The organism is Klebsiella sp. 7-CIP_Kleb., from assembly GCF_050378655.1.
Lineage (GTDB): Bacteria > Pseudomonadota > Gammaproteobacteria > Enterobacterales > Enterobacteriaceae > Klebsiella > Klebsiella quasipneumoniae.
In genome coordinates this window covers 844,221-864,144 of record NZ_JBNRLJ010000002.1, presented here as the reverse complement: position 1 = coordinate 864,144, position 19,924 = coordinate 844,221, and the positions used below count along the sequence as shown (strand labels likewise).

19 protein-coding genes are annotated in these 19,924 nt (G+C 59.8%); 9 read left to right on the top strand and 10 right to left on the bottom strand.

Translation table 11 applies throughout. The features are described from left to right. Nucleotides 1-93: 93 nt before the first annotated feature. Entirely contained in the window at nt 94-1,611 is a 1,518-nt protein-coding gene (locus tag ACQUTI_RS11735) for a carbohydrate porin (RefSeq protein WP_004202408.1), read from the bottom strand. A 164-nt stretch (nt 1,612-1,775) separates the two neighbouring features. Beyond that, nucleotides 1,776-2,699, bottom strand: coding sequence for an aminoimidazole riboside kinase (locus ACQUTI_RS11730; RefSeq protein WP_053810692.1), 924 nt, complete (start codon nt 2,697-2,699; stop codon nt 1,776-1,778). A 238-nt stretch (nt 2,700-2,937) separates the two neighbouring features. Between ACQUTI_RS11730 and ACQUTI_RS11725 the strand changes: the two genes are divergently transcribed. From ACQUTI_RS11725 to ACQUTI_RS11715, 3 genes are all read left to right on the top strand, one after another. Beyond that, nucleotides 2,938-3,579 carry a helix-turn-helix domain-containing protein gene (locus ACQUTI_RS11725; RefSeq protein WP_428923270.1) on the top strand — a complete coding sequence of 214 codons (642 nt, stop codon included), beginning with the start codon at nt 2,938-2,940 and terminating at the stop codon, nt 3,577-3,579. 137 nt (nt 3,580-3,716) lie between these two features. Further along, nucleotides 3,717-4,061: a DUF3302 domain-containing protein gene (locus ACQUTI_RS11720; protein ID WP_004202413.1), complete on the top strand. Its 345-nt coding sequence runs from the start codon at nt 3,717-3,719 to the stop codon at nt 4,059-4,061. Then, nucleotides 4,061-5,203 carry an HlyD family secretion protein gene (locus ACQUTI_RS11715; protein WP_017898797.1) on the top strand — a complete coding sequence of 381 codons (1,143 nt, stop codon included), beginning with the start codon at nt 4,061-4,063 and terminating at the stop codon, nt 5,201-5,203. Before ACQUTI_RS11720 ends, ACQUTI_RS11715 begins: the two co-directional genes overlap by 1 nt. A gap of 41 nt (nt 5,204-5,244) precedes the next feature. Here ACQUTI_RS11715 and ACQUTI_RS11710 read toward each other — a convergent pair whose 3' ends face one another. Genes ACQUTI_RS11710 through ACQUTI_RS11700 form a run of 3 tightly spaced genes read right to left on the bottom strand, consistent with a single transcriptional unit; the run spans nt 5,245 to nt 8,246 of the window. Continuing rightward, nucleotides 5,245-6,042 carry an ABC transporter ATP-binding protein gene (locus tag ACQUTI_RS11710; RefSeq protein ID WP_017898796.1) on the bottom strand — a complete coding sequence of 266 codons (798 nt, stop codon included), beginning with the start codon at nt 6,040-6,042 and terminating at the stop codon, nt 5,245-5,247. Further along, nucleotides 6,039-7,067, bottom strand: coding sequence for a FecCD family ABC transporter permease (locus tag ACQUTI_RS11705; RefSeq protein WP_072140534.1), 1,029 nt, complete (start codon nt 7,065-7,067; stop codon nt 6,039-6,041). Before ACQUTI_RS11705 ends, ACQUTI_RS11710 begins: the two co-directional genes overlap by 4 nt. 60 nt (nt 7,068-7,127) lie before the next feature. Further along, nucleotides 7,128-8,246, bottom strand: a complete 1,119-nt coding sequence (locus tag ACQUTI_RS11700; RefSeq protein ID WP_032455661.1) for an ABC transporter substrate-binding protein — start codon at nt 8,244-8,246, stop codon at nt 7,128-7,130. Between the two features lie 269 nt (nt 8,247-8,515). Between ACQUTI_RS11700 and ACQUTI_RS11695 the strand changes: the two genes are divergently transcribed. Both ACQUTI_RS11695 and ACQUTI_RS11690 read left to right on the top strand, forming a co-directional pair. Then, nucleotides 8,516-8,905, top strand: coding sequence for a hypothetical protein (locus ACQUTI_RS11695; protein WP_002892699.1), 390 nt, complete (start codon nt 8,516-8,518; stop codon nt 8,903-8,905). Between the two features lie 178 nt (nt 8,906-9,083). Further along, a complete protein-coding gene (locus tag ACQUTI_RS11690; protein ID WP_048294342.1) occupies nt 9,084-9,539 on the top strand; it encodes an RcnB family protein in 456 nt (151 codons plus the stop codon). Nucleotides 9,540-9,599: 60 nt separating this feature from the next. Here the strand turns inward: ACQUTI_RS11690 and ACQUTI_RS11685 are convergent, their stop codons facing one another. Further along, nucleotides 9,600-10,187 carry a YSC84-related protein gene (locus ACQUTI_RS11685; RefSeq protein ID WP_048294343.1) on the bottom strand — a complete coding sequence of 196 codons (588 nt, stop codon included), beginning with the start codon at nt 10,185-10,187 and terminating at the stop codon, nt 9,600-9,602. A 233-nt stretch (nt 10,188-10,420) separates the two neighbouring features. Here ACQUTI_RS11685 and ACQUTI_RS11680 point away from each other — a divergent pair, with 233 nt between their 5' ends. From ACQUTI_RS11680 to ACQUTI_RS11670, 3 genes are all read left to right on the top strand, one after another. Next, nucleotides 10,421-11,599 carry a M20 aminoacylase family protein gene (locus ACQUTI_RS11680; RefSeq protein WP_043519414.1) on the top strand — a complete coding sequence of 393 codons (1,179 nt, stop codon included), beginning with the start codon at nt 10,421-10,423 and terminating at the stop codon, nt 11,597-11,599. A 19-nt stretch (nt 11,600-11,618) separates the two neighbouring features. Beyond that, a complete protein-coding gene (locus ACQUTI_RS11675; protein ID WP_004202434.1) occupies nt 11,619-12,395 on the top strand; it encodes an ABC transporter substrate-binding protein in 777 nt (258 codons plus the stop codon). A gap of 128 nt (nt 12,396-12,523) precedes the next feature. After that, entirely contained in the window at nt 12,524-13,477 is a 954-nt protein-coding gene (locus ACQUTI_RS11670; RefSeq protein ID WP_008805510.1) for an aldo/keto reductase, read from the top strand. A gap of 662 nt (nt 13,478-14,139) precedes the next feature. On the opposite strand, the gene ACQUTI_RS11665 is transcribed toward ACQUTI_RS11670, so the two are convergent. The 4 genes from ACQUTI_RS11665 to ACQUTI_RS11650 all read right to left on the bottom strand — a co-directional run bounded on the left by ACQUTI_RS11665 (nt 14,140) and on the right by ACQUTI_RS11650 (nt 18,786). After that, nucleotides 14,140-14,931: a MoaF C-terminal domain-containing protein gene (locus tag ACQUTI_RS11665; RefSeq protein ID WP_004202437.1), complete on the bottom strand. Its 792-nt coding sequence runs from the start codon at nt 14,929-14,931 to the stop codon at nt 14,140-14,142. Nucleotides 14,932-14,956: 25 nt separating this feature from the next. After that, nucleotides 14,957-15,733 carry an SDR family NAD(P)-dependent oxidoreductase gene (locus ACQUTI_RS11660; RefSeq protein ID WP_004202438.1) on the bottom strand — a complete coding sequence of 259 codons (777 nt, stop codon included), beginning with the start codon at nt 15,731-15,733 and terminating at the stop codon, nt 14,957-14,959. An 86-nt stretch (nt 15,734-15,819) separates the two neighbouring features. Continuing rightward, nucleotides 15,820-17,553 (bottom strand): arylsulfatase, encoded by a 1,734-nt coding sequence (locus tag ACQUTI_RS11655; RefSeq protein ID WP_138100150.1) that lies wholly within the window; start codon nt 17,551-17,553, stop codon nt 15,820-15,822. A 45-nt stretch (nt 17,554-17,598) separates the two neighbouring features. Then, nucleotides 17,599-18,786: an anaerobic sulfatase maturase gene (locus ACQUTI_RS11650; RefSeq protein WP_087771442.1), complete on the bottom strand. Its 1,188-nt coding sequence runs from the start codon at nt 18,784-18,786 to the stop codon at nt 17,599-17,601. 425 nt (nt 18,787-19,211) lie between these two features. On the opposite strand from ACQUTI_RS11650, the gene ACQUTI_RS11645 reads away from it, so the two are divergent. Then, nucleotides 19,212-19,895: a response regulator transcription factor gene (locus ACQUTI_RS11645; protein ID WP_043519408.1), complete on the top strand. Its 684-nt coding sequence runs from the start codon at nt 19,212-19,214 to the stop codon at nt 19,893-19,895. Nucleotides 19,896-19,924: the final 29 nt, after the last annotated feature.

Sequence of the window (19,924 nt, the reverse complement as noted above, 5' to 3'; positions counted from 1 at the left end):
AATGCATGATGATATGGCGTGGGCGGCGCCGGCCATGGCTGGCACCGCGAACCTTATATTTATGTTTTACTTACCCTGTCGCCCGGGTTCACGTCAGAACCAGGTCTCCATTTGCATACCGAACGACCATTCGCCGCCCGATTTGAACCCGTTGCTGCCTAACGCGTCGTCGTTGGCGTAGTTATCCAGCTTTTTGCTCCAGTCCATCCACGATGTATAGAAGCGGATCTCCGGGCGCGAGAAGAAGTCGCCGATGCTGCCGACCTTGAAGGTCGGGGCGAAGGTCAGCTTGTAGAAGCTGCCATTGACCGCATGGCGATCGTTGTAGCCTTCAGGCTGCAGATCCATGTACTGATAGCTGCCCTCCCAGGCGAGGGCGAAGTTCTGCGTCACTTCCTGAATCAGACGCAGGTTGAGAGTGGCCCACTGATAGCTGTCGCCATCGACATAGCGATCTTTACTGCTCTGCGCCAGCACGGCCGGGGCAATAAACCAGCGATCGCTCAGCGGGGTGGTGCCGTAGCTGGCGAAACGCCAGGTGTTGGCTCCCGGACGCAGCGCGCCGTCGGAGCCGATGCCTTTGACCTCGGCGCCCAGGCCGTGACCGTACAGCAGGGCCGTTTTGCTGGTCCCGTCGCGCAGGCCATAGAAGCTCTCATTGTGCAGACCCAGCAGGGCATGAACCCCGGTGTTAGCGGCATCGCCTTTCACCAGATTGCCGTTCGCGTCCTGGCGGTCGTCATTATCTTTCGCCCGCATCCCGCTGACCATCATCTGCACCGGGCCGGCAAAGTTATTCATGCTGACGATATAGTTCTGCACGCTGTTGCTGCTGTCGGCGATATCGCCAAAGTTGCGGCCGTATAACGAGAAGTTGCTGCGCAGGCTGTCGTTCCACTTCACGTCGTAGATCCCGCCGCCGGTCCCGGCGAGGAACACCACATCCGAGTCAATCCAGTGGATATCGAAGTTGTCGCGGTCAAAGCGCTTCCCGGCCCACAGGGTCGAGCCTTTGAACGGACCCTCGAAGGTCGGCAGGTTGCCCAGCTCGACGAACGCCTGGCGCACGTTCAGGTCGCTGCTGCTCGCCGTCCAGTCGTTATAGGTGGTTTGCCCGTCGGCCACCATCACTTTGAACCGGGTGGTCGCCCCGTTGTCCAGGGTCTGCTTATGTTCGAGGTTCATTTCCACATAGGTGTCGGCCTGGTTGCCCAGACGACCAATGGCGCCGCCGGTTTCTCCGGCGGGGGTCATATAGGCCCCGGATTTCGTGCTGGCGGCGGAGTCGTTCATGATCACCCCGGAGCGGGCGTAGCCGTGGAACTCAAAGCCGCCGGGCCGTTCGGCTTTTTCTTCCAGTTGGGTGGTGCGCTTGGCCACCTGCTGGGTGGTGGCCTGGGTTTGTTGCTGCTGCTGGGTTAGCTGCTGAACTTTCTGCTCCGCCGAGGCGGCGCGGCTTTCGGCAGTGCTGGCGCGAGTCTCGGCATCCTGCAGACGTTTTTCCAGGGCGGCGAGACGCGCTTCAATGCTGTTCAGGTCTGTCTGCCCATGGGCGGCGGCGGCGCCGGTTAGCAAAGCAATAAGAATGGCTAACTTCCGTTTTTTATACATGTTGGTGACATCCAAAGGTAAATCAGTGAGTGTGCTAACGTTTGCTAAACCGGTTTAGTTAATATGGTAAACATGTCGGTAATGCGGTGAAAATAAAAATTGCTAAACCGGTTTAAGAATTGTGATGTCGCCAGCAAAGTGGGCCGTTAGCCGGCCCAACGGGATCACAGCGAGCGCTGAAGATCGTCCCTGTAGGGCAGGGCGGTCATGGCGCCTTTGGCGGTGGTGGCCAGCGCGCCGCAGATTTGCGCCAGCGTGAGGTCGGGAGCCAGGGCGGCGAGGTTGTCAGGGATACCATGGGCGGCGAGTCCGGCGAGCAGCCCGGCGACAAAGGCATCGCCGGCGCCGGTGGTATCGACGGCGACCACCGGGCGGGCAGGGAAGTGGCTAATCTGCCCGCGCAGCGCGGCCTGAACCCCCGCTTTGCCCTGGGTCACCAGCAACAGCGTCGGCTGGAAGCGGGCGTTCAGCCGGGCGATGCCGCTGACGATGTCGTCGCTGCCGCTGATAAAAGCCAGCTCCTCTTCCGAGAGTTTTATGGCGTCGGCGAGGGCCAGCGCCCGGTCGAGACAGTCGCGCAGTTCCTGCGGATCCTGCCACAGGTCGCTGCGGATATTGGGGTCGAAGCTGACATAGCCCCCGGCGCGCTTTATCGCCTCCATCGCCGCGAATGCCGTGCTGCGGCTCGGCTCCGCGCTGAGAGCGATAGAGCAAACGTGCAGCCACTGACCGGCGGCAAACGGCGGAAGATCCTCAGGCGCAAGAAACAGGTCGGCGCTCGGGCGGACCATAAAGGTAAAGGTGCGCTCCCCGTGGCGATCGAGATCGACCACCACCGTGGAGGTGCGCTGCGCCGCATCGAGGCGCATATAGTTCACATCCACCTTCTCCTGCGCCAGGGTGTGACGCATAAAGCGGCCGAAGGGATCGTCGCCGACGCGGCCGATAAACCCGCTATCGCCGCCGAGCCGCGCCACGCCGACCGCGACGTTGGCCGGCGCGCCGCCGGGGCATTGCAGCAGGCGGCCCTCTCCGTCGGGCAGGAGATCGACGACCGCATCGCCGAGTACCCAGATTTTACCATTCATAGGACTAGTTCCTCTTAGCTAAACTTTGTTAAACCGTTTTAGCTAATTAAAGCACAGCCTGGCGGCAAGCGGAACGATTGGCGGACGAAAGGGCGGGGCGAGGGTGAAAAATGTGAGCCAGGCGGAATATTTCGCCACTCCAGATCTGGACTTTTCCTTCCTGACCCGCTTAGGTATAGTTCCACAGGCCGCGGTTAGCCCCGCCGCGGTGATAAAAGGTGAAGGAGTGCGTAGCGCGATGAACCCCAGTTTTGGCGATATTTACGATCGGTACCAGAAGCTGACGCTGACCACGCACCTGCCGGCGGTGATCGCCTGCAGTGAAACCCTGAGCCTGAGTAAAGACCAGCCGTTTCTGCCGCAGCCGGGCTATCTCTATTTTTTGCTGCAGGGGCAAATGACGCTGGCCTTTAGTGACGAGCAGAACCTGATCGGGATTGTTATCGCGCATATGCCGTTAGGGTTGCTGGAACATTATTGTCCGTCGGTGGCGCTCTATTATCAGTGTCTGGGCGAATGCCAGCTGGCGAAAATATCCGCCAGCGATTTTGAACGGATATTCTTTCATTCGTCGCCGGGCTATATGCAAGAGCTGACCACGATCCTGGCCTATATGGGTATATTTGCCCTTGATGCCCACTATGAACGCGGCAGCCAGACTAGCTTTCAGACTATTAAGTCGATGCTGTCGCGCTATTTATATCGCGGTGAAATCGATGGTGGGCAACATGAAAGTCTGTCGGCATTTATTATTAAACGGACCAATCTCTCGCGCAGCTATGTTTATCAGGTGCTGGCCGCCCTGCGCGAGGGGGGATATATCACGGTGAAAAAAGGCAAACTGATTTCCATCGACCGCCCTATTCCTGAGAAATTCTGATTCAGATTCGTCGGTTCCCCGACATAACGTCGCTAAAACCCGCCCGGGGAAAGCGCTAAGCGCGCGTTTTCTCCCGGCCCTGCTACGCCTGAATCTGGCCGTTTTATTTATTTAACCTTGCACTCTGGAGTTATTTTATGACCCTGGACTATGTGGCGCTGGCGATTCTGATCGCCGTGGCCTTAATACTTTTTTATGGCGTGATTGTTATTCACGATATTCCTTATGAAATCGCCAAAGAGCGGCGCCATCCTCATCAGGATGCGATTCATTATGCCGGCTGGGTCAGCTTATTTACCCTGCATGCCCTGTGGCCCTTGTTGTGGATCTGGGCGACGCTGTGGCGCGAAGACCGCGGATGGGGGATGCGCCGCATCGCCGACGACCAGCAGGTGCTGCATCAGCGTCTGGAAACGGTGGTCCAGCGGCTGGAGCAGGTGCAGCGCGAAGTGGACCTTCTGAAAGCGAAGGAGGCAAAATAATGGAAACGTTAATGTTGCTGACCTACGCCGCGCTATGCATCGTGGTGTTTAAAGTCTTCCGCATCCCGCTCAATAAGTGGACCGTGCCGACGGCGGTGCTCGGCGGTATCGCCCTGATTGGCGCGGTGATCTTCGGGATGAATTACAACTTCCCCTATACCGACGTCGGCAATCAGGTGTTTCGCACCGTACCGATTGTGTCGCAGGTGCGCGGTCGGGTGCAGAGCGTACCGGTGAGGCCTAACCAGAGGCTGCATAAGGGCGATGTGCTGTTTACTCTCGACCCGACGCCGTTCCAGGCAAAGGTGGACGATCTGCAGGCGCAGATTAAAGCGGCCAGCCAGGATGCGCTCTCCCTCAACGCCGCGTTAAGCCAGGCGGAGGCCGAGCTGAGCAGAGCGGTGGCTCAGCGCGACCAGTCGCGGCGGGAGTATGCCCGCTTTCGGGAGGGGCATGCCCAGGGCGCCTTCTCCGATCAAATGGTCGATACCCGTCTGCAGACGTGGAAAGCCGATGAAGCCAGCGTCAGCGCGGCTCAGGCGAAAGTGGTTCAGGCGCGTAACGCGCTGGACTCGGTGGTGAAGGGCAAAAATACCACCGTGGCCTCCCTGCTGGCGCAGTTGCAGAAGGCGCAGTTTCAGCTGGATAACACCGTCGTCCGCGCCCCGGAAGACGGCTATGTCAGCACCGTCGGCTTACGCCCTGGTACCATGTCCACCGCGCTGGGAATGCTGCCGCTGATGACCTTTGTGCCGGTGGAGGGCGACGCCTCGCGGGAGTATGTCGCGGCATTTCGCCAGAACGCCCTGCAGCGTCTGTACAAAGGCGAGCCCGCGGAGCTGATGTTTCCGGCCATCCCGGGCACCGTCTTCCGCGGGGAAGTGGCCGATGTGCTGCCGGCGATTGGCGAGAGTCAGTTTCAGGGCCAGGGCAAACTGCTGACTACGGACGCGCTCAATACCCATGGCCGGGCGCTGGTGGTACTAAAGGTGACCGATCCACGTTTTGCCGAATACGCTCTGCCGCAGGGTGCTACCCTCGAGGCGGCGGTCTACTCAGATCACCTGAAAGAGCTGTCGCTGATCAGGAAGATCCTGATCCGCATGAAGAGCTGGGAAAACTACATCTATCTCGATCACTAAGCCGGCGGGCGCGGGGAGGACCAACCATCCCCGCGCCGCGGTCAGGCCTCGCGGTCCACCAGCCCGTCAATAATCACCTGCCGCACCCCCTGCGAACAGGGTTCAATACGGCCGCGCACGCCATAGACGGCCGCCAGGGTCTCAGGGGTGATGACCGTGGCCGGGGTGCCGTCGCCGAGCAGCTGGCCCGCTTTGAGCATCAGCACGTGGTCGGCGTGACGCAGGGCAATATTGATGTCGTGCACCACCACCAGAGTCACGATGTTGCGCCGCCGGGTCTCCCGGCGCACCAGATCCATCACGTGAAACTGGTAGTTGAGGTCAAGCGCGCTGAGCGGTTCATCGAGTAGTAGCAGGCGCGGCTGGCGAATCAGCGACTGGGCGAGACCCACCAACTGTTTTTGCCCGCCGGAGAGCTGATCGAGGTAGCTCATCGCCAGGTGGGCAATTCCCAGCTGTCGCAGCAGCGCCATCACCTCTTCCTGCTGCTGGGCGCTGTGGCGTCCCCCGGCGGCGCGCTGGGCCACGATAATCGACTCCAGCACATGCAGATGCACGCCGGCGGGCAGCGTCTGCGGAAGATAGACCACCTGTTCTGCGCGACGTGAGAACGGCTGCGTCAGCAGATTTTCTCCCTCCAGGCGCAGCTCGCCGCGGCAGGGGCCCAGTCCCGCCATCGCTCGCATTAACGTCGATTTACCGCTGCCGTTTGGCCCCAGCAGCGCGGTGATTTTCCCCCGCGGCAGATGGGGAACCGTCAGGTTCTCGATCACCTTACGTCTGGGGTAGCCAGCGCTGAAGTGAGACAGCGACAGCCCGGATAACGTCTGGTCGCTCATACTTGCCCCCGGTGACGTAAAATAATGCTCAAAAAGAACGGGACCCCTACCAGGGAAGTGACGATCCCCACCGGAATAATGGCCCCCGGTATCAGGTTCTTCGAGGCGATGGAGGCCAGGGAGAGCACCAGGGCGCCGATCAGCGCGCTGGCGGGCAGGTAAAAGCGATGATCTTCGCCGAAGAGCATCCGCGCAATATGCGGCGCCACCAGGCCGATAAAGCCGATTGGCCCGACAAAGGCCACCGAAAGCGCCGACAGAATGCTGATCCGCAGCAGCGTGGTCAGGCGCAGACGGCGAACGTTAATGCCAAAGCTGATGGCCCGGTCCTCGCCCAGCCTTAGGGCGGTCAGCGCCCACGCGCTGCGCAGCGACAGGGGCATCACCAGCGCCAGGGCGACCAGCAGGATGGCGACTTTGCTCCAGGAGGCGCGGTCGATGCTGCCCATGGTCCAGAACACCAGCCCCTGCAGAGTGTCTTCATTGGCGATGAACTGCAGCATCGAGACCAGGGCGTTAAAGGTAAAGACCAGCGCGATGCCGAACAGAATGACGCCGGAGGTAGCCACCTGGGTCCAGCGGGTAATGCCATCCAGCAGCAGGGCCGCCAGCAGGGCGAAGATAAAGGCGTTGGCCGAGATAAACCACTGGCCGGGAATACCGGGCAGACCAATACCCAGCACAATCGCCAGCGCGGCGCCAAACGCCGCAGCCGAGGAGACGCCCAGGGTAAACGGGCTGGCCAGCGGGTTATTGAGGATGGTCTGCATTTCGGCACCAGCCAGTCCCAGCGCCAGACCGACGATAATCGCCATCACCGCATAGGGTAGGCGGATATCCCAGACGATGGCGCGAATGCCCGGATCGGCGCTGGCCGGATCGGTTAACGTCTGCCACAGGCTCTGCAGCGGCAGTCCGGAAGGGCCGAGCATAAAATCGAACAGCAGTGAAGCGACAATCAACAGCGCCAGCAGCAGCAACAGCAGCAGGCGGCGACGCACGATATGGCGATAATGATCCATCACGCCAGAGGTCCCGGCGGGCAGCTCGTCGAGCACGGAGTCGGAGGTTAAACGCATGCCGGATTACTCGCTCTGCTGCCAGGAAAAGACGAACGGCTGGTCCGGCAGGTCGGTGAAGTGACGCACGATATAATGGTAAGTCTCATCGGGGTTGAGATCGCGGAAGGCCTGCGGATAGATATCTTTCGCCAGATATTCCATGCCGACAATATTCCACGGATGGTTATAGAAGTGGTGATAGACGCCATAGGCCCGCTTTTCCTGCACCGCCGGGATCTGGCTGACCCCCGGTCGCGCCAGCAGCGTCTGCGCCTGGGCTTTCACCGCCTCCGGCTTAACCTCATAGCCGAGGGGCAGCACCTGGCTGTTTCCGCGCTTCGAGCCGGTCATTATCCAGGCGTCGGGCTTCATGCTGATGATTTTCTCCAGCGAGACGAACCCGGAGGCGCCCGGCAGCAGCTGCGAACCGATATTGTTCGCCCCGACCGCCTCCACCAGCCCCCCCCAGCCGCTGTGGCCGTGAGTAAAGCAGCAGGCGTCGCTGTTGCCGGCCAGCGCTTCCACGAAGACGTTGGCCTTCGGCGTGATGGTCGCGGTTTTCTGGCGAATCGACTGCAGCTGCTGACGATAGTAATCGGTAAAGGCTTTGGCCTGGCTCTCGCGGTTGAGGACTTTGCCCAGCAGGTCGATGCTGGGAGCGGTATCTTTCGCCGGGTCGATCTCATAGTCGACAAACAGCACCGGAACGTGCAGGGCGCTGAGCTTGTCGATGACGCCGCTCTCCATCAGCGCTGGCCTGGCGCGCAGCTGGGCGATCATCAGATCCGGCTGGCGGGCGATGACGCTTTCAAGATCGACATTCCCCTTGTCGCTGAAGCCCATGTCAAGGATCGTGGCCGACTGCGGCCACGTCGTTTTCAGCATCTGCCAGGTGGCAACGTCCTGCTTTTTCGCCAGATTATTCCATGCCACCAGCCGCTTAAACGGATTGTCCCGGTCCAGCAGGGCGAGGGTCATAATGTCGCGGCCATCCTGCAAAATAATACGCTGCGGCTCTTTAGCCAGGGTGACCTGCCGGCCGTCAAGGTCGGTAACCGTCAGAGGATATTGGGTCGCATAGCTGAGGAAGGGAGTCGCGATCAGCGCAGTAAGCAACAGCGATCTTACTGATTTTCTTGCCATAAAATGAGTTCCGTTTGCCAATTTATAAATATAATGATTCTGAGAATTATTCTCGAGTAAACGTCAACGGCAAGTATATCAAGCGCAAATTTCACGAAATGTAACAAACATGATGGAAATTATGCCAACGCCGACAGGGTGCGCAGCGGCAGCATTTTCTGCCATGGTTGCAGGTCGAAGACGTTTTTCAGGCTAATTCCTAATGTCATCCCCGGTTCGTTGTGCCATCCTGAATACGACTCATAACACGACACGTGAGAGAGGATATTATGAAAAAAGCAATGATTGCGTTATCGGCTATTCTGGTTGCGGCTCCGGTTTTTGCTGCGACAACACATGCAACAGATGATACCGTCGCGGCGGCCAATGCCAACGCCAACACCGCCAAAGAGAAGCTGCATCAGGCCCAGCACGAAGGTGAAGAGCAGCAGCTGAAGGCGAAACATGCGGCCGAAGGCAAACAGGATAGCGTCGGCAGCCAGGTGAGCGAAGGCGCGCAGAAGACCTGGAACAAGACCAAAGAAGGGACTGAGAAAGGTTGGGATAAGACCAAAGAGGTCAGCGAAAAAGGCTGGAACGCCACCAAATCCGGCGCAGAAAAGGGCTGGGATAAAACCAAAACCGGCGCTGAAGAGTTAAAAAATAAAGTGACTGAGTAAGTCCTGATATCAGTCTGAATAAAGGTCGCGAGAGCGGCCTTTTTTATTGCTCGTACTCCCCCATAATGCCTTCCCCGACAGCAGAAACCCCAGATGCCAGGAATCGTCCTGGTTAAGCGGATACTCACTCTTTCTTCACATTTTCCCGTTACAAAGAACTTCAATCAGGAGGTGTACGATGAAAAAGATGATTTCTCTGGCGGTAATATTATCCACTGTGCTGAGCGTCCAGGCCTTTGCCGATGGCCCAAACGACGGCCATCGTCCGGGGCAGCCAACGGTGTGGCAGAACGGTTCGGATCATCATGGGCATGCGCCGCAGGGCGGACCTGACGCGCATCGTCAGGGTGACCATGACCAGCGTGGCCCGGATCGTGACGGGCATGACAAGCGCGATCAGGCACGGCATGAGCAGGACCATTTCGCCTGGCGCGGTAACGATTTCCGCAAAGGCCACCCGGCTCCGGCGCCGTTCCGTGGCGATGAGTATCGCGTCCGTGACTGGAGCGACCGCGGCCTGCCGCCCCCGCCGGAGGGCCATCACTGGTCCTATATCGACGGTAACTATGTGCTGATCGCCGCGGCGACCGGGATCATCACCTCGATTCTGGTGAGCGGCGCCCTCGGCCACTAAATGCACGTCTCCCAACGCCGGGCAGGGAACACCTGACTCGGCGATGGATCACCGCCGGGGCTACGGGTTCAGTTCGTCATCCGGCCAGTATTTATAGCCATTGACCATCGCCTGGGCGGCCAGCCCCTTGTCGGTGATTTCATAGACGTTCACTTTTGACGGCAGCGAGGAGGTGTCCTTCGCTACGCCGTTCGCGGAGGCGGCGATCGGCGCGATGCCTTTGTCATCATATTTCGCCGCGGCGTTCGCATCGGCGCCGACCATATATCCCTGGCGGATAAAGGTCTCCAGGGCCGCTTTATCATGGAAAACCAGCACCGTGCGTTGCTGTTTAATCCCCATCCCCAGGCCGGCGCCGCCCTGGGCCATTTTCATATAGGTGTCCTTCCCGGTGGCCTTATCCCGCACCACGCCGTAGCCGCTGCCAAATCCGAACAGCAGGATCTTGCTGCTGTTGTTGGCGAAGACCGCATAACCCTTCGCATGCTGAATATCGCTGCGGGCCTCGGGCTGCACGGTGTAAAGTTTATTGAGGGTTTCGTTGCGCATCTTCTGAATACTGGCCCGCTGCTGGCTGGCGGTATCCCCCTGCGCGCTGCAGCCCGCCAGCGCGGTCATGGCGACGAGGAAAAGCGTCTGTAATCTCATAGAAGTCTTTTTATTTAAATCTGAATACGGCCGGAAATAGTAGGGTAAATAACGGTTAATCCTCCATAAAATAAACATTTATTTTTAAATTTCACCGTTTCGAATGCTTTTTACACTGCCGCGAACGCATTATTAAATAAGATGCCGTCATTTCCGATATTAGAAATCCTGCTTGCATAAAGTTTTCACCACGATACCGTGTTAAGTCCTTACGATATTTCCCGGAGAGCGGCATGAGTGATTATGTAATTCCAGAAATTAAAGCGACGGAAGCGGAAATGATTTCTCTGCGTCATTATTTACATGCCAATCCGGAATTGAGTCTGGAAGAGTTTAATACCAGCGAACTGGTCGCCAGCAAGCTGACCGAGTGGGGCTATCAGGTGACGCGCGGCCTCGGCAAGACCGGGGTGGTCGGCAGCCTGAGCAAAGGCGATTCGCCGCGCACCATCGGCCTGCGCGCCGATATGGACGCACTGCCGATCGAGGAAACCACCGGTTTACCCTGGGCCAGTACGGTGTCGGGGAAAATGCACGCCTGCGGTCATGACGGCCATACCACCATTCTGCTGGCGGCGGCGAAATACATCGCCTCGCCGGCCTGTCAGTTCAATGGCACGGTGCATCTGATTTTTCAGCCGGCGGAAGAGGCTATCGGCGGCGCCGATTTAATGATTAAAGACGGCCTGTTTGAGCAGTTCCCCTGCGAACGCATTTTCGGTCTGCACAACATGCCGGGGTTGCCGGTGGGCAAGCTGGGCTTCTACGCCGGCAACTTTATGGCCTCGGCGGATACCGTCAAAATCACCCTTACCGGGTACGGCGGTCACGGCGCCCATCCGGAGCGCACCGTCGACCCGATCGTCGCCGGCGCGGCGCTGGTGATGGCCCTGCAGAGCATCGTGGCGCGCAACGTGCCGCCGGGCGAAACGGCGGTGGTCAGCGTCGGCACCTTCCAGGCCGGTATCGCCTCCAACGTCATTCCGGAGAGCGCGGTGATGGAGCTCAGCGTGCGGGCGATGAAGCCGGAAATCCGCGACCTGCTGATCAAACGTATTCACGAGCTCAGCGAATTTACCGCTAAAAGCTATGGCGCCAGCAGCGCGGTGGAGGTTTACGACTCCTACCCGGTATTAACCAACAGCCCTGAAGAGACTGACTTCGCCCGAGCGCTGGCTCTGGAGGTGTTTGGCCACGAAGGGGTGCTGGAGTCGGTCTCGCCGATGAACGCCAGTGAGGATTTCGCTTTTATGCTGCGCGAACGTCCGGGCTGCTACTTCCTGCTGGGCAACGGCGAGAAGGGGGAGAAAGGCGGCTGCATGGTGCATAACCCCGGCTACGACTTCAACGATGACATTATCACCACCGGCGCGACGCTGTTCGCCCGTCTGGTGGAAAAGCACTGCCGTTAACCTCTGGAGAAGAACTGGAATGAAAAAATCACTACTGCTATGGCTGGCGTTAATGGCGTCGACGTCGGCGCTGGCCGAAGGGGGAAAGGCGATCCGCTTTGGCGTCGACCCGACCTTCGCGCCGTTTGAATGGAAGGATCCGCAGGGCAAGCTGGCGGGGTTTGATATCGATTTAGGCAACGCCATTTGCCAGCAGCTGCAGGCGAAATGCGTGTGGGTGGAAAGCAATTTCGACGGCATTATCCCGGCGCTGAAGGCGCGGAAATTCGACGCCATCCTTTCCGGGATGTACATGACCGAGAAGCGTAAAGCGCAGATTGCCTTTAGCGACAAGCTGTATAACGGGCCGGTGTTCCTCGTGGCGCGTAAAAATACCCTGAAAGGCAATACGCCGGAGCAGCTGAAGGGCAAAACCATTGGCGTCGAGCAGGGCTCGGCGCAGGAGACTTACGTTAATCAGCACTGGCGTCCGCAGGGGATCAACATTGTGGCCTACCAGGGGGCCGATAGCGTGGTGCGCGATCTGGAGTCCGGGCGCATCGACGGCGCGGTACTCTCCGGCATGATGGCCGACTACAGCTTCCTGCAGCAGCCGCAGGGTAAGGAATTCGCCTTTGTCGGCGGCCATCTGCAGGATGATACGCTGTTTGGCGCCGGGGCGGCTATCGGCTTACGTAAAGACGATGAGGCGCTGCGTCAGGAAATAAACGGCGCGATTGCTAAGATCCTTGCCGACGGCACCTATAAAAAATTAGCCAGCAAATATTTTAGCTTTGATGTTTATTCCGGGACATAATGTCTGAGTGTACCCGCGGGCATGGATCGCCCGCCGTAAGATTCCTTTTCTGATTATCCAATCGACCTCCTCTCCTGACCCCTGTGGTTACCTGAGGGAAGCAGAATATAAGCTAAGGAGTACTCGGCATGATGACACGTCCCTTGGGCAAAACCGGATTTTCCATCGCCCCGTTAGTGTTTGGCGGTAACGTCTTTGGCTGGACCATTGATGAAAAAACCAGTTTTGCCCTTCTTGATGCTTTTGTTGACCACGGCTTTGACGCTATCGATACGGCGGATGTTTATTCCCGCTGGGCAGAGGGCAACCAGGGCGGCGAATCCGAAACCATTATTGGCCGCTGGCTGCAGGCGCGTCCCGGCATGCGCGATAAGGTCAAAATCTTCACCAAAGTCGGCTCCGATCTCGGCCTTCCCGGCCATAAGGGACTCAGCAAAGCCTGGATCCAGCAGGCGGTAGACGACTCCCTGCGCCGCCTCAATACCGACTACATCGATCTCTACTTTTCCCACTGGCCGGATCCGCAAACCCCGGTAGCGGAAACGCTGGAGGCTTTCCACAGCCTGCAACAGGCGGGGAAAATTCGCGCGATGGGGGCCTCTAACCTCGATGCAATGCAGCTGGCGGGGGCGCTGGAGGTAGCGCGCAAGGGCGGCTTGCCTGCCTGGCAGGTGCTGCAGCCGGAATATAACCTCTACCACCGCTCCGCGTTTGAAGGCGCGCTGTGCGATCTCTGCGTCAGCCGCGATATCGGGGTGGTGACCTACTACAGCCTGGCCTCGGGATTCTTAACCGGTAAGTACCGTCAGCCGTCGGACCTGGCGCAGAGCCAGCGCGGAGGAGGGATTGGTAAGTACCTGAATCCGCGCGGGATGCGGATTATCGATACCCTGGTGGCGGTCGCGGATGAGCAGGGGGCGAAGCCGGCGGAAGTGGCCCTCGCGTGGCTGATCGGCCGCGAAGGGGTGACCGCGCCGATCGCCAGCGCCACCAGCGTGGCCCAGGTGGAAAGTTTTGCCCGCGCGGCGGCGCTGAGCCTGAGCGCGGAGCAGGTGGCGCGACTGGACAGCGCCAGCGCCTGAGTCACGCCCTCTTCCCGGCGGGGAGAGGGTGGACAAATGACGCGGACCGCAGGCCGGGTAAGGCGCAGCCGCCACCCGGCGAAATAACGGCACAATCGTCAATTTCCCTGTTTGCAATGCGCCTGGCAGGGCTACAACTTCTATGTGATTTCCGGACAGATTGCGCTCCCGATATGTCTTCTGCGCTATGTCTCTTATGGCGCTGGGAGCGCACAGGGGGCGGCCAGTCGCCGCCGCCCCCTGTACCCCCGGGCTCCGGCCAGCAAAATCGCCGCTGCGCGGTCCCTTCGACTTATCCCTGCAGGCTTCGGGTCGGGCCGAGGCAGCGTCCCTGCAAAACACGGCCCTCAGCCCGCATCCATGCGGGCTGCCCCGGCCTTCCGGGAACGTCTCAGCGATTTTGAGGCCGTCAGCACCGGCAGTTTCAGTCGTGCAAGTGGGTAAATCAAGGACAGGTCGCACGAACCCTGTAGGCCGGGTCAGGCGCAGCCGCCACCCGGCATAAAGCGGCTCCGTACCCGCTGTCATCGCCCGGTGGCGCTGCGCTTACCGGGCCTACGATGTGTCAGCCAGTGAGAGGACCCCGTAGGCCGAGTAAGGCGTAGCCGCCACCCGGCAACATGACGGGCAGGGCGCCTGAAAGCGTGCCCGGCGGCGCCCCTTTATTCCTGATGGCGGGTGAGGTTGAGGATCTTCGCGCTGGCGCCGACCGGGAAATTGCTGAGGGCGCCGAAGTCGCTGCCCTGATAGCCCATGATCTTGCCGTCGGTGCGCATCTGCTGAAGATCGATGAGGATCACCCCCAGCGTGGGAATGATTTTCTCGCGCCAGACAAACAGATAGAGATCCTCCGCCACCTGCACATAGTGGCAGCGATCGACATCCGCCAGCCCCTTTTCCACGCCGTCCAGACATTGCCAGGCGTAAAAATTATCGTTGAGATAGATGTGCTCATAGCGCTCAGTCGGGCTGTAGGTGTACTGATTGCGCATGCCGACCAGCGCATCGGTAAAGCCCGGCAGCGGCCCCGGCTGCGCATCCAGGCGGGCGAAGACAAAGCGCGCTTCTACCGCGGTCAGCGGCAGGCCTCGCTCCACCCGGCTGAAAGCGTCCAGCCGCGCGGCGGCTTCGTCCGGCAGCTGGCCGTAGACCAGGGTGGCGTTGCGCTGCGTCAGGTTGCATACCGCGCTGACGCTGGCGTTATCCCGCTCCGGGTCAAGGAAGTCGATAAACAGAATATCCGGGCGCAGGGCGGTCGCCCGCCAGGGGGCGCGCTTGCCGTTCCAGCTTAGCGTCTGCTCATCTTCGATGATCAGCTGCTGCGGCTCACTTCCGGCGACATAAAAGGTAAAGCGCTCGCCTGCGGGCAGGCTGGCGGTGGCGAGTAAATTACCGTGTGGCGCAAAACCATCGGCCAGCGCGCCGACCTGGATAAATACGGCTTCTGAAGTCATAGGGGCTCCTGAACAGAGTAGGGCGTTAGGCAAACGCCAGAGTGGGAACATCGACGATACTGGCGCCGCCGTCGGCGACCAGCGTGGCGCCGCTGATGATGGCGGCCTGCGGCGAACAGAGAAACTGACAAGCCTCGGCTATCTCCTCGGGGCTGGCGGGGCGGCGCAGCGGAACGTCGCGACAGACTCGCTGATAAGCCTCAGTCAACGATAGCCCTTCCGCCTGCATCAGCGGGAGCATCTCTTCATCCGCCATCGGCGTGGTGACCCAGCCGGGGCAGACGGCGTTGGCGCGCACCCCCTGGGGACCGTAATCGCGGGCGACGGAGCGCATCAGGCCGATTAAGGCGTGTTTGGCGGTGACGTAGCCGCAGGCCTGCGGACCGGCGGCCAGCGAGGCGATGGAGGCGACAAACAGCACGTTGCCACGGCGGGTAATCAGCGAGGGCAGGCAGGCGCGAACGCTGGCGAAGGCGCTGGTGAGATTGCCGTCCAGCGCCTCGCGCCACTGGCGGTCGCTGGTCTCGGCGGCGGGGCTGTTGCCCATCCCGCCGGCGCTGCAGATGAGGACATCAACACCGCCGCTCTGGTCGAGAATGGCCGGCAACAGCCGCTGGCGCCACACCTCGCCGTCGGCGGCATCGCCCATCAGCGCCGTGGCGCCGGTCTCATCGGCGACAGCCTGCAGCGGCGCCTCGCGCCGTCCGGTAATAAACACCCGGTCGCCCGCGGCGCGCATCAGCCGCGCGCAGGCGGCGCCAATTCCGGTACCGCCGCCGGTGATCACCACGACTCTCGCCATTCGCTCTCTCCTGTAATGGGGTTTCCGATTACCTTAAAAAGCGCGTCAGCTCCCGGCTATCGCCCGGAAGAACGATAGCCGCGGGGTTAATGGATCTCGCTCACCGGGATCGCCTGCGGCGCCGGAACCGGCTTCATGGTGGCGGGATCGACCGCCAGATAGCGTCCGGTTTTGCTGTCGATACCGACGTAATCGATCATCTTGCCCTGCGCCCTGGTGACCATGGTGCGTCTGGCGAACGCCTCGTAGGCCTCGCTCATCGCTTTGACCCGATCGGGATGTTGGGCCGCGACGTCATGGGTCTCCAGCGGGTCGTCGTGCAGATTAAACAGCTGCCACGGCGCGTCACCGGCGGTGAGGCCCCGCGGCACCAGCCGCCGCAGCTTCCATTCACCATCGACCCACGCCGCCTGATGGTGCAGCTCAACGCCGTATTTCCCGCGCGGCGGCGCCTGTACTTCGCCGGTGAGATAGCGCTTAAAGCTGACGCCGATCATCGGCAACACCGGCTTCTTCGCCAGCGATTTGTTCGGATCGATACCGGCGAATTCATACAGGGTCGGCGCTACGTCGTACACCGCCATCGTCGAGGCGTCGATGTGAACGTGGCGGGTGATCCCGGGACCGGCGATCATAAAGTCGGTGTTAATCCCGCCCTGGGCGCTGGTGGTCTTATGGTAGTTGGCGTAGGGGGCGTTGCTGACGTTGGCCCAGTGGGGGCCGTAGGAGACAAACGAGCCTTTGCGGCCGATGTTGTCATAGCGGTTATCGAACTGCTTCCAGAATTCCGGGGTAGATTCGTAGTAGAAACCCTGCGCCGGGTTGGCGCCGTTATCGGTTAAAAAGACCAGCAGGGTATTTTTATCGCGCCCGGTTTGTTTCAGCGTCTCCATCAGGGTGCCGATTTGCGCGTCCATATTGGCGATCATCGCCGCATACACCTGCATCACTTTCGCCGTATATTTCTGCTGCTCCGGGGTCAGCGCCTCCCACTCTTTATCCAGCTCCAGATGCGGCAGCGGGGTATCGTCATGGATAATTCCCAGCGCTTTCAGGCGGGCGATGCGCTGGCGATAGACCTCGGCGTAACCCTGCTCATACTGGCCTTTGAAGCGCTTAATCCACTCGTCGGGGGCCTGCAGCGGGTCGTGCGGGGCGGTGAAGGCCAGCCAGGCGAAGACCGGTTGTTCCGGCGGCGTATCTTTAATCCAGCTGTTCATCTGCCGGGCGTAGGCTTCGCTGGAGTAAAAATCATCCGGTAGGGAGACGCGCTCGCCGTCGCGGGTGTAGTAGGTGTGGAAGGCTTCAACGGTCCCGAGCGGGACGGCGTCGTTAAAATGGCTGGTGCCGCCGCCCATAAAGGCGAAGGCGTGGTTAAAGCCGCGGTCCTTCGGCGTGGCGCCGGGAACAAAACCGAGGTGCCACTTGCCGGCCATCAGGGTGTTATAGCCCGCGTCTTTAAAACGCTCGGCCATGGTGGTGACGCGGTCGGTCAGCCGCAGCTCGTAGCCCTCCTTGCCAATGGTGCTGTCGTACCACCACATACCGCCCATCCCGGCCTGCTGGTTGCTGTTACCGGTGAGCAGCATCGAACGCGCCGGGGCCGACATCGGCGAGGTGTAATACTGGCTCATGCGCATCCCCTGCTCGGCCATCGCCTGCAGGTTGGGGGTGGGGATTTCGCCGCCGAAGGGGCTGATGTCAGAGTAGCCCATATCATCGGCGATAATCACGATGACGTTCGGACGCTCTTGCTGGGCGGCGTGCGCGCCACCGGCGAGGATCACACTGACCGCCGCGGCCATGGCTGTTTTATTCACAACGGATTCTCCTGTTTCTGCGGGTATCACTTTCAGAGCAATGGGCTACGCCGGATGCGCGGCCCCGACAAACGCGGCCCGCCAGGCTTGTAGCCCTTGAAGGTCGCGGGAAAAGGGGCGCACGGGCGCCAGAATTTCGCTAAAGAAGCGGTAGTAGCCGCCGCAGAGGCGGTTGTTGCCCGCGGCGTTCAGATGCGCCGGGCAGCCGCCCTGGCAGACCATTTTGACCGCGCAGGTCTGGCATTCGCGGCGCAGGCTTTTCTGCTGACCGAAAGGCAGCTGCACCGAGGCGTCAACCGCGTGCGCCAGCGTCATGTCGTCAAGGCGGCCCAGCCGATGTTCGGCGTTGATCAGATGGTCGCAGGCGTAGAGCTCTCCGTCGGGCTCCATCACCAGATTGCTGCCGCAGCGGGCGCTGTGCACGCAGCTGCCGCTGGTGTGAGTGAAGTACTGCGCCCACGCCTGCTCGATATTGATGACGAACACCCGCCCCTTGTCGCAGCGCTTCTGCCACTGCCGCCAGATGCCGACCATAAAACGCCCCCAGTTATCGGCACTCAGCTGATAGCCCTCGCGCAACGCTGCGCCTTCGCTCATCAGCGGCTGAAACTGTAGATAGCGCGCGCCGAGGCTGACCAGCCGGTCATAAATCGCCGCCGCGTGGGCCGCCATCTCGTTATGCACCACCACCAGCAGGTTAAAATCCACCTGATGCTGGTGGAGAAAGCCGATGCCGCGCAGTGCCGCCGGCCAGCTGGCCCGGCCGCGTTTATCCGGACGATGCTGGTCCTGTAGCGCTTCGCTGCCTTCGAGGCTCAAGCCGATAATAAAGCGATGCTCGCGGAACAGCCGGCACCAGGCGTCGTTGATCAGCGTGCCATTGGTCTGCAGACTGTTGCTGATGGTGACGCCGTCGGGGGCATAACGCGCCTGCAGGGCGAGCGCTTTTTTGTAAAAGCTCAGGCCGGCCAGCAGCGGCTCACCGCCCTGCCAGACAAAGTTGATTTCCCGCGCGCCGACGGGCTGGGCCGCGATGTAGCGGCGGATAAACTGCTCCAGCCGCGCCTCGTCCAACTTGTTGACCGGCGTTTCATCCTGGGGGTAATAGCAGTAGCGGCAGGCGAGATTGCAGGCGGGGCCAATCGGCTTCATCAGAATATGAAACGGCACCGGTGAGCGCGGCTCAGCGGCCAGCGGAATTTGCTGCTGGCGCAGGGCGGCGATATTCAGCATCGGCTTATCCTCGGTTAATGACCGGCGCTGTTGCTATTATTTTGGCAACAGCGGGTCAGGCGTAATCACATGATTAAGCCGCGGCGAAAATTAATGGCATCCTGTTAAGGGTATAAGTGAAAAAAAACAGAAATCCATCGTTCTTAAGGATGAGAGAGACGCGTCCGGGATAGGGTTTTTTTATCACCAGAGGCAGGTACGCCGGGTATTAATCTTTTTTGTTTATGTTTTAACGCCGCTATCGTAAGGCATGGCGAGTGTGTTTTTTAAATGCTTTATATAACAATGCATTGCTGAAAATTTTGTAACGGCTATCACATTGTTAATATGTTAATGATTGTGTTACTTAAATGTGAAATGTATGCTTCAATTATCGGTAGTCATCCATGTGTCATGCACCATCATCTCGACGGGGAGGCCCTATCATGTCTGCTTTGTTAAAAGCCAGCCGTAATGATGCGATAATAGCCCGTTGTTTACAGACTATTTCTCAGTTAATTCCACTGACTTCAGCGGTGTTTTATCGAGTAAATAACCGGTTAAAACCCGAAAACTATATATTGCATAATATTTCCGATAATACGCACCAACAATATCTGGAAAACTTCCAGCCGCTGGATCCGCATTTACCGGCGCACTTTAGCCACCAGAACACCACCGTGGCGGCGATGACGCCGCGGCTCTGCGATCGCAACCGGCATTATTATCATGAATTTATGTTGCCGAATAACGTGCGTGACATGACCGAGATCTTTATCCGCCGCGAGCGGCGGATCATCGCCGGTATCTCGCTGATGCGCGACGTGCCTTTCTCCAGCGAAGAGCGTCATCGGGCCCAGGCGGTGCTGCCGCTGGTGGAGCTGGCGATCCGCGACTGCCTGCAGGAAGAAGATGACCTGCCCGCTATCCTGACCGCCAAAGAGCGGGAAATCGTCGGCATGGTGCGCGAAGGGGCCAGTAATAAGCTGATTGCCCGCCAGCTGGATATCTCGCTCTCGACGGTGAAAACGCACCTGCGCAATATCTTCGCCAAGACCGAAGTGGTCAATCGTACCGAACTGGTTTCCCGAACCTGGATGCCGGCTGCTCAGCGTTCGCTGAATCTGTGATCTGACTTTCACATCCCGCGCGCGCCGTG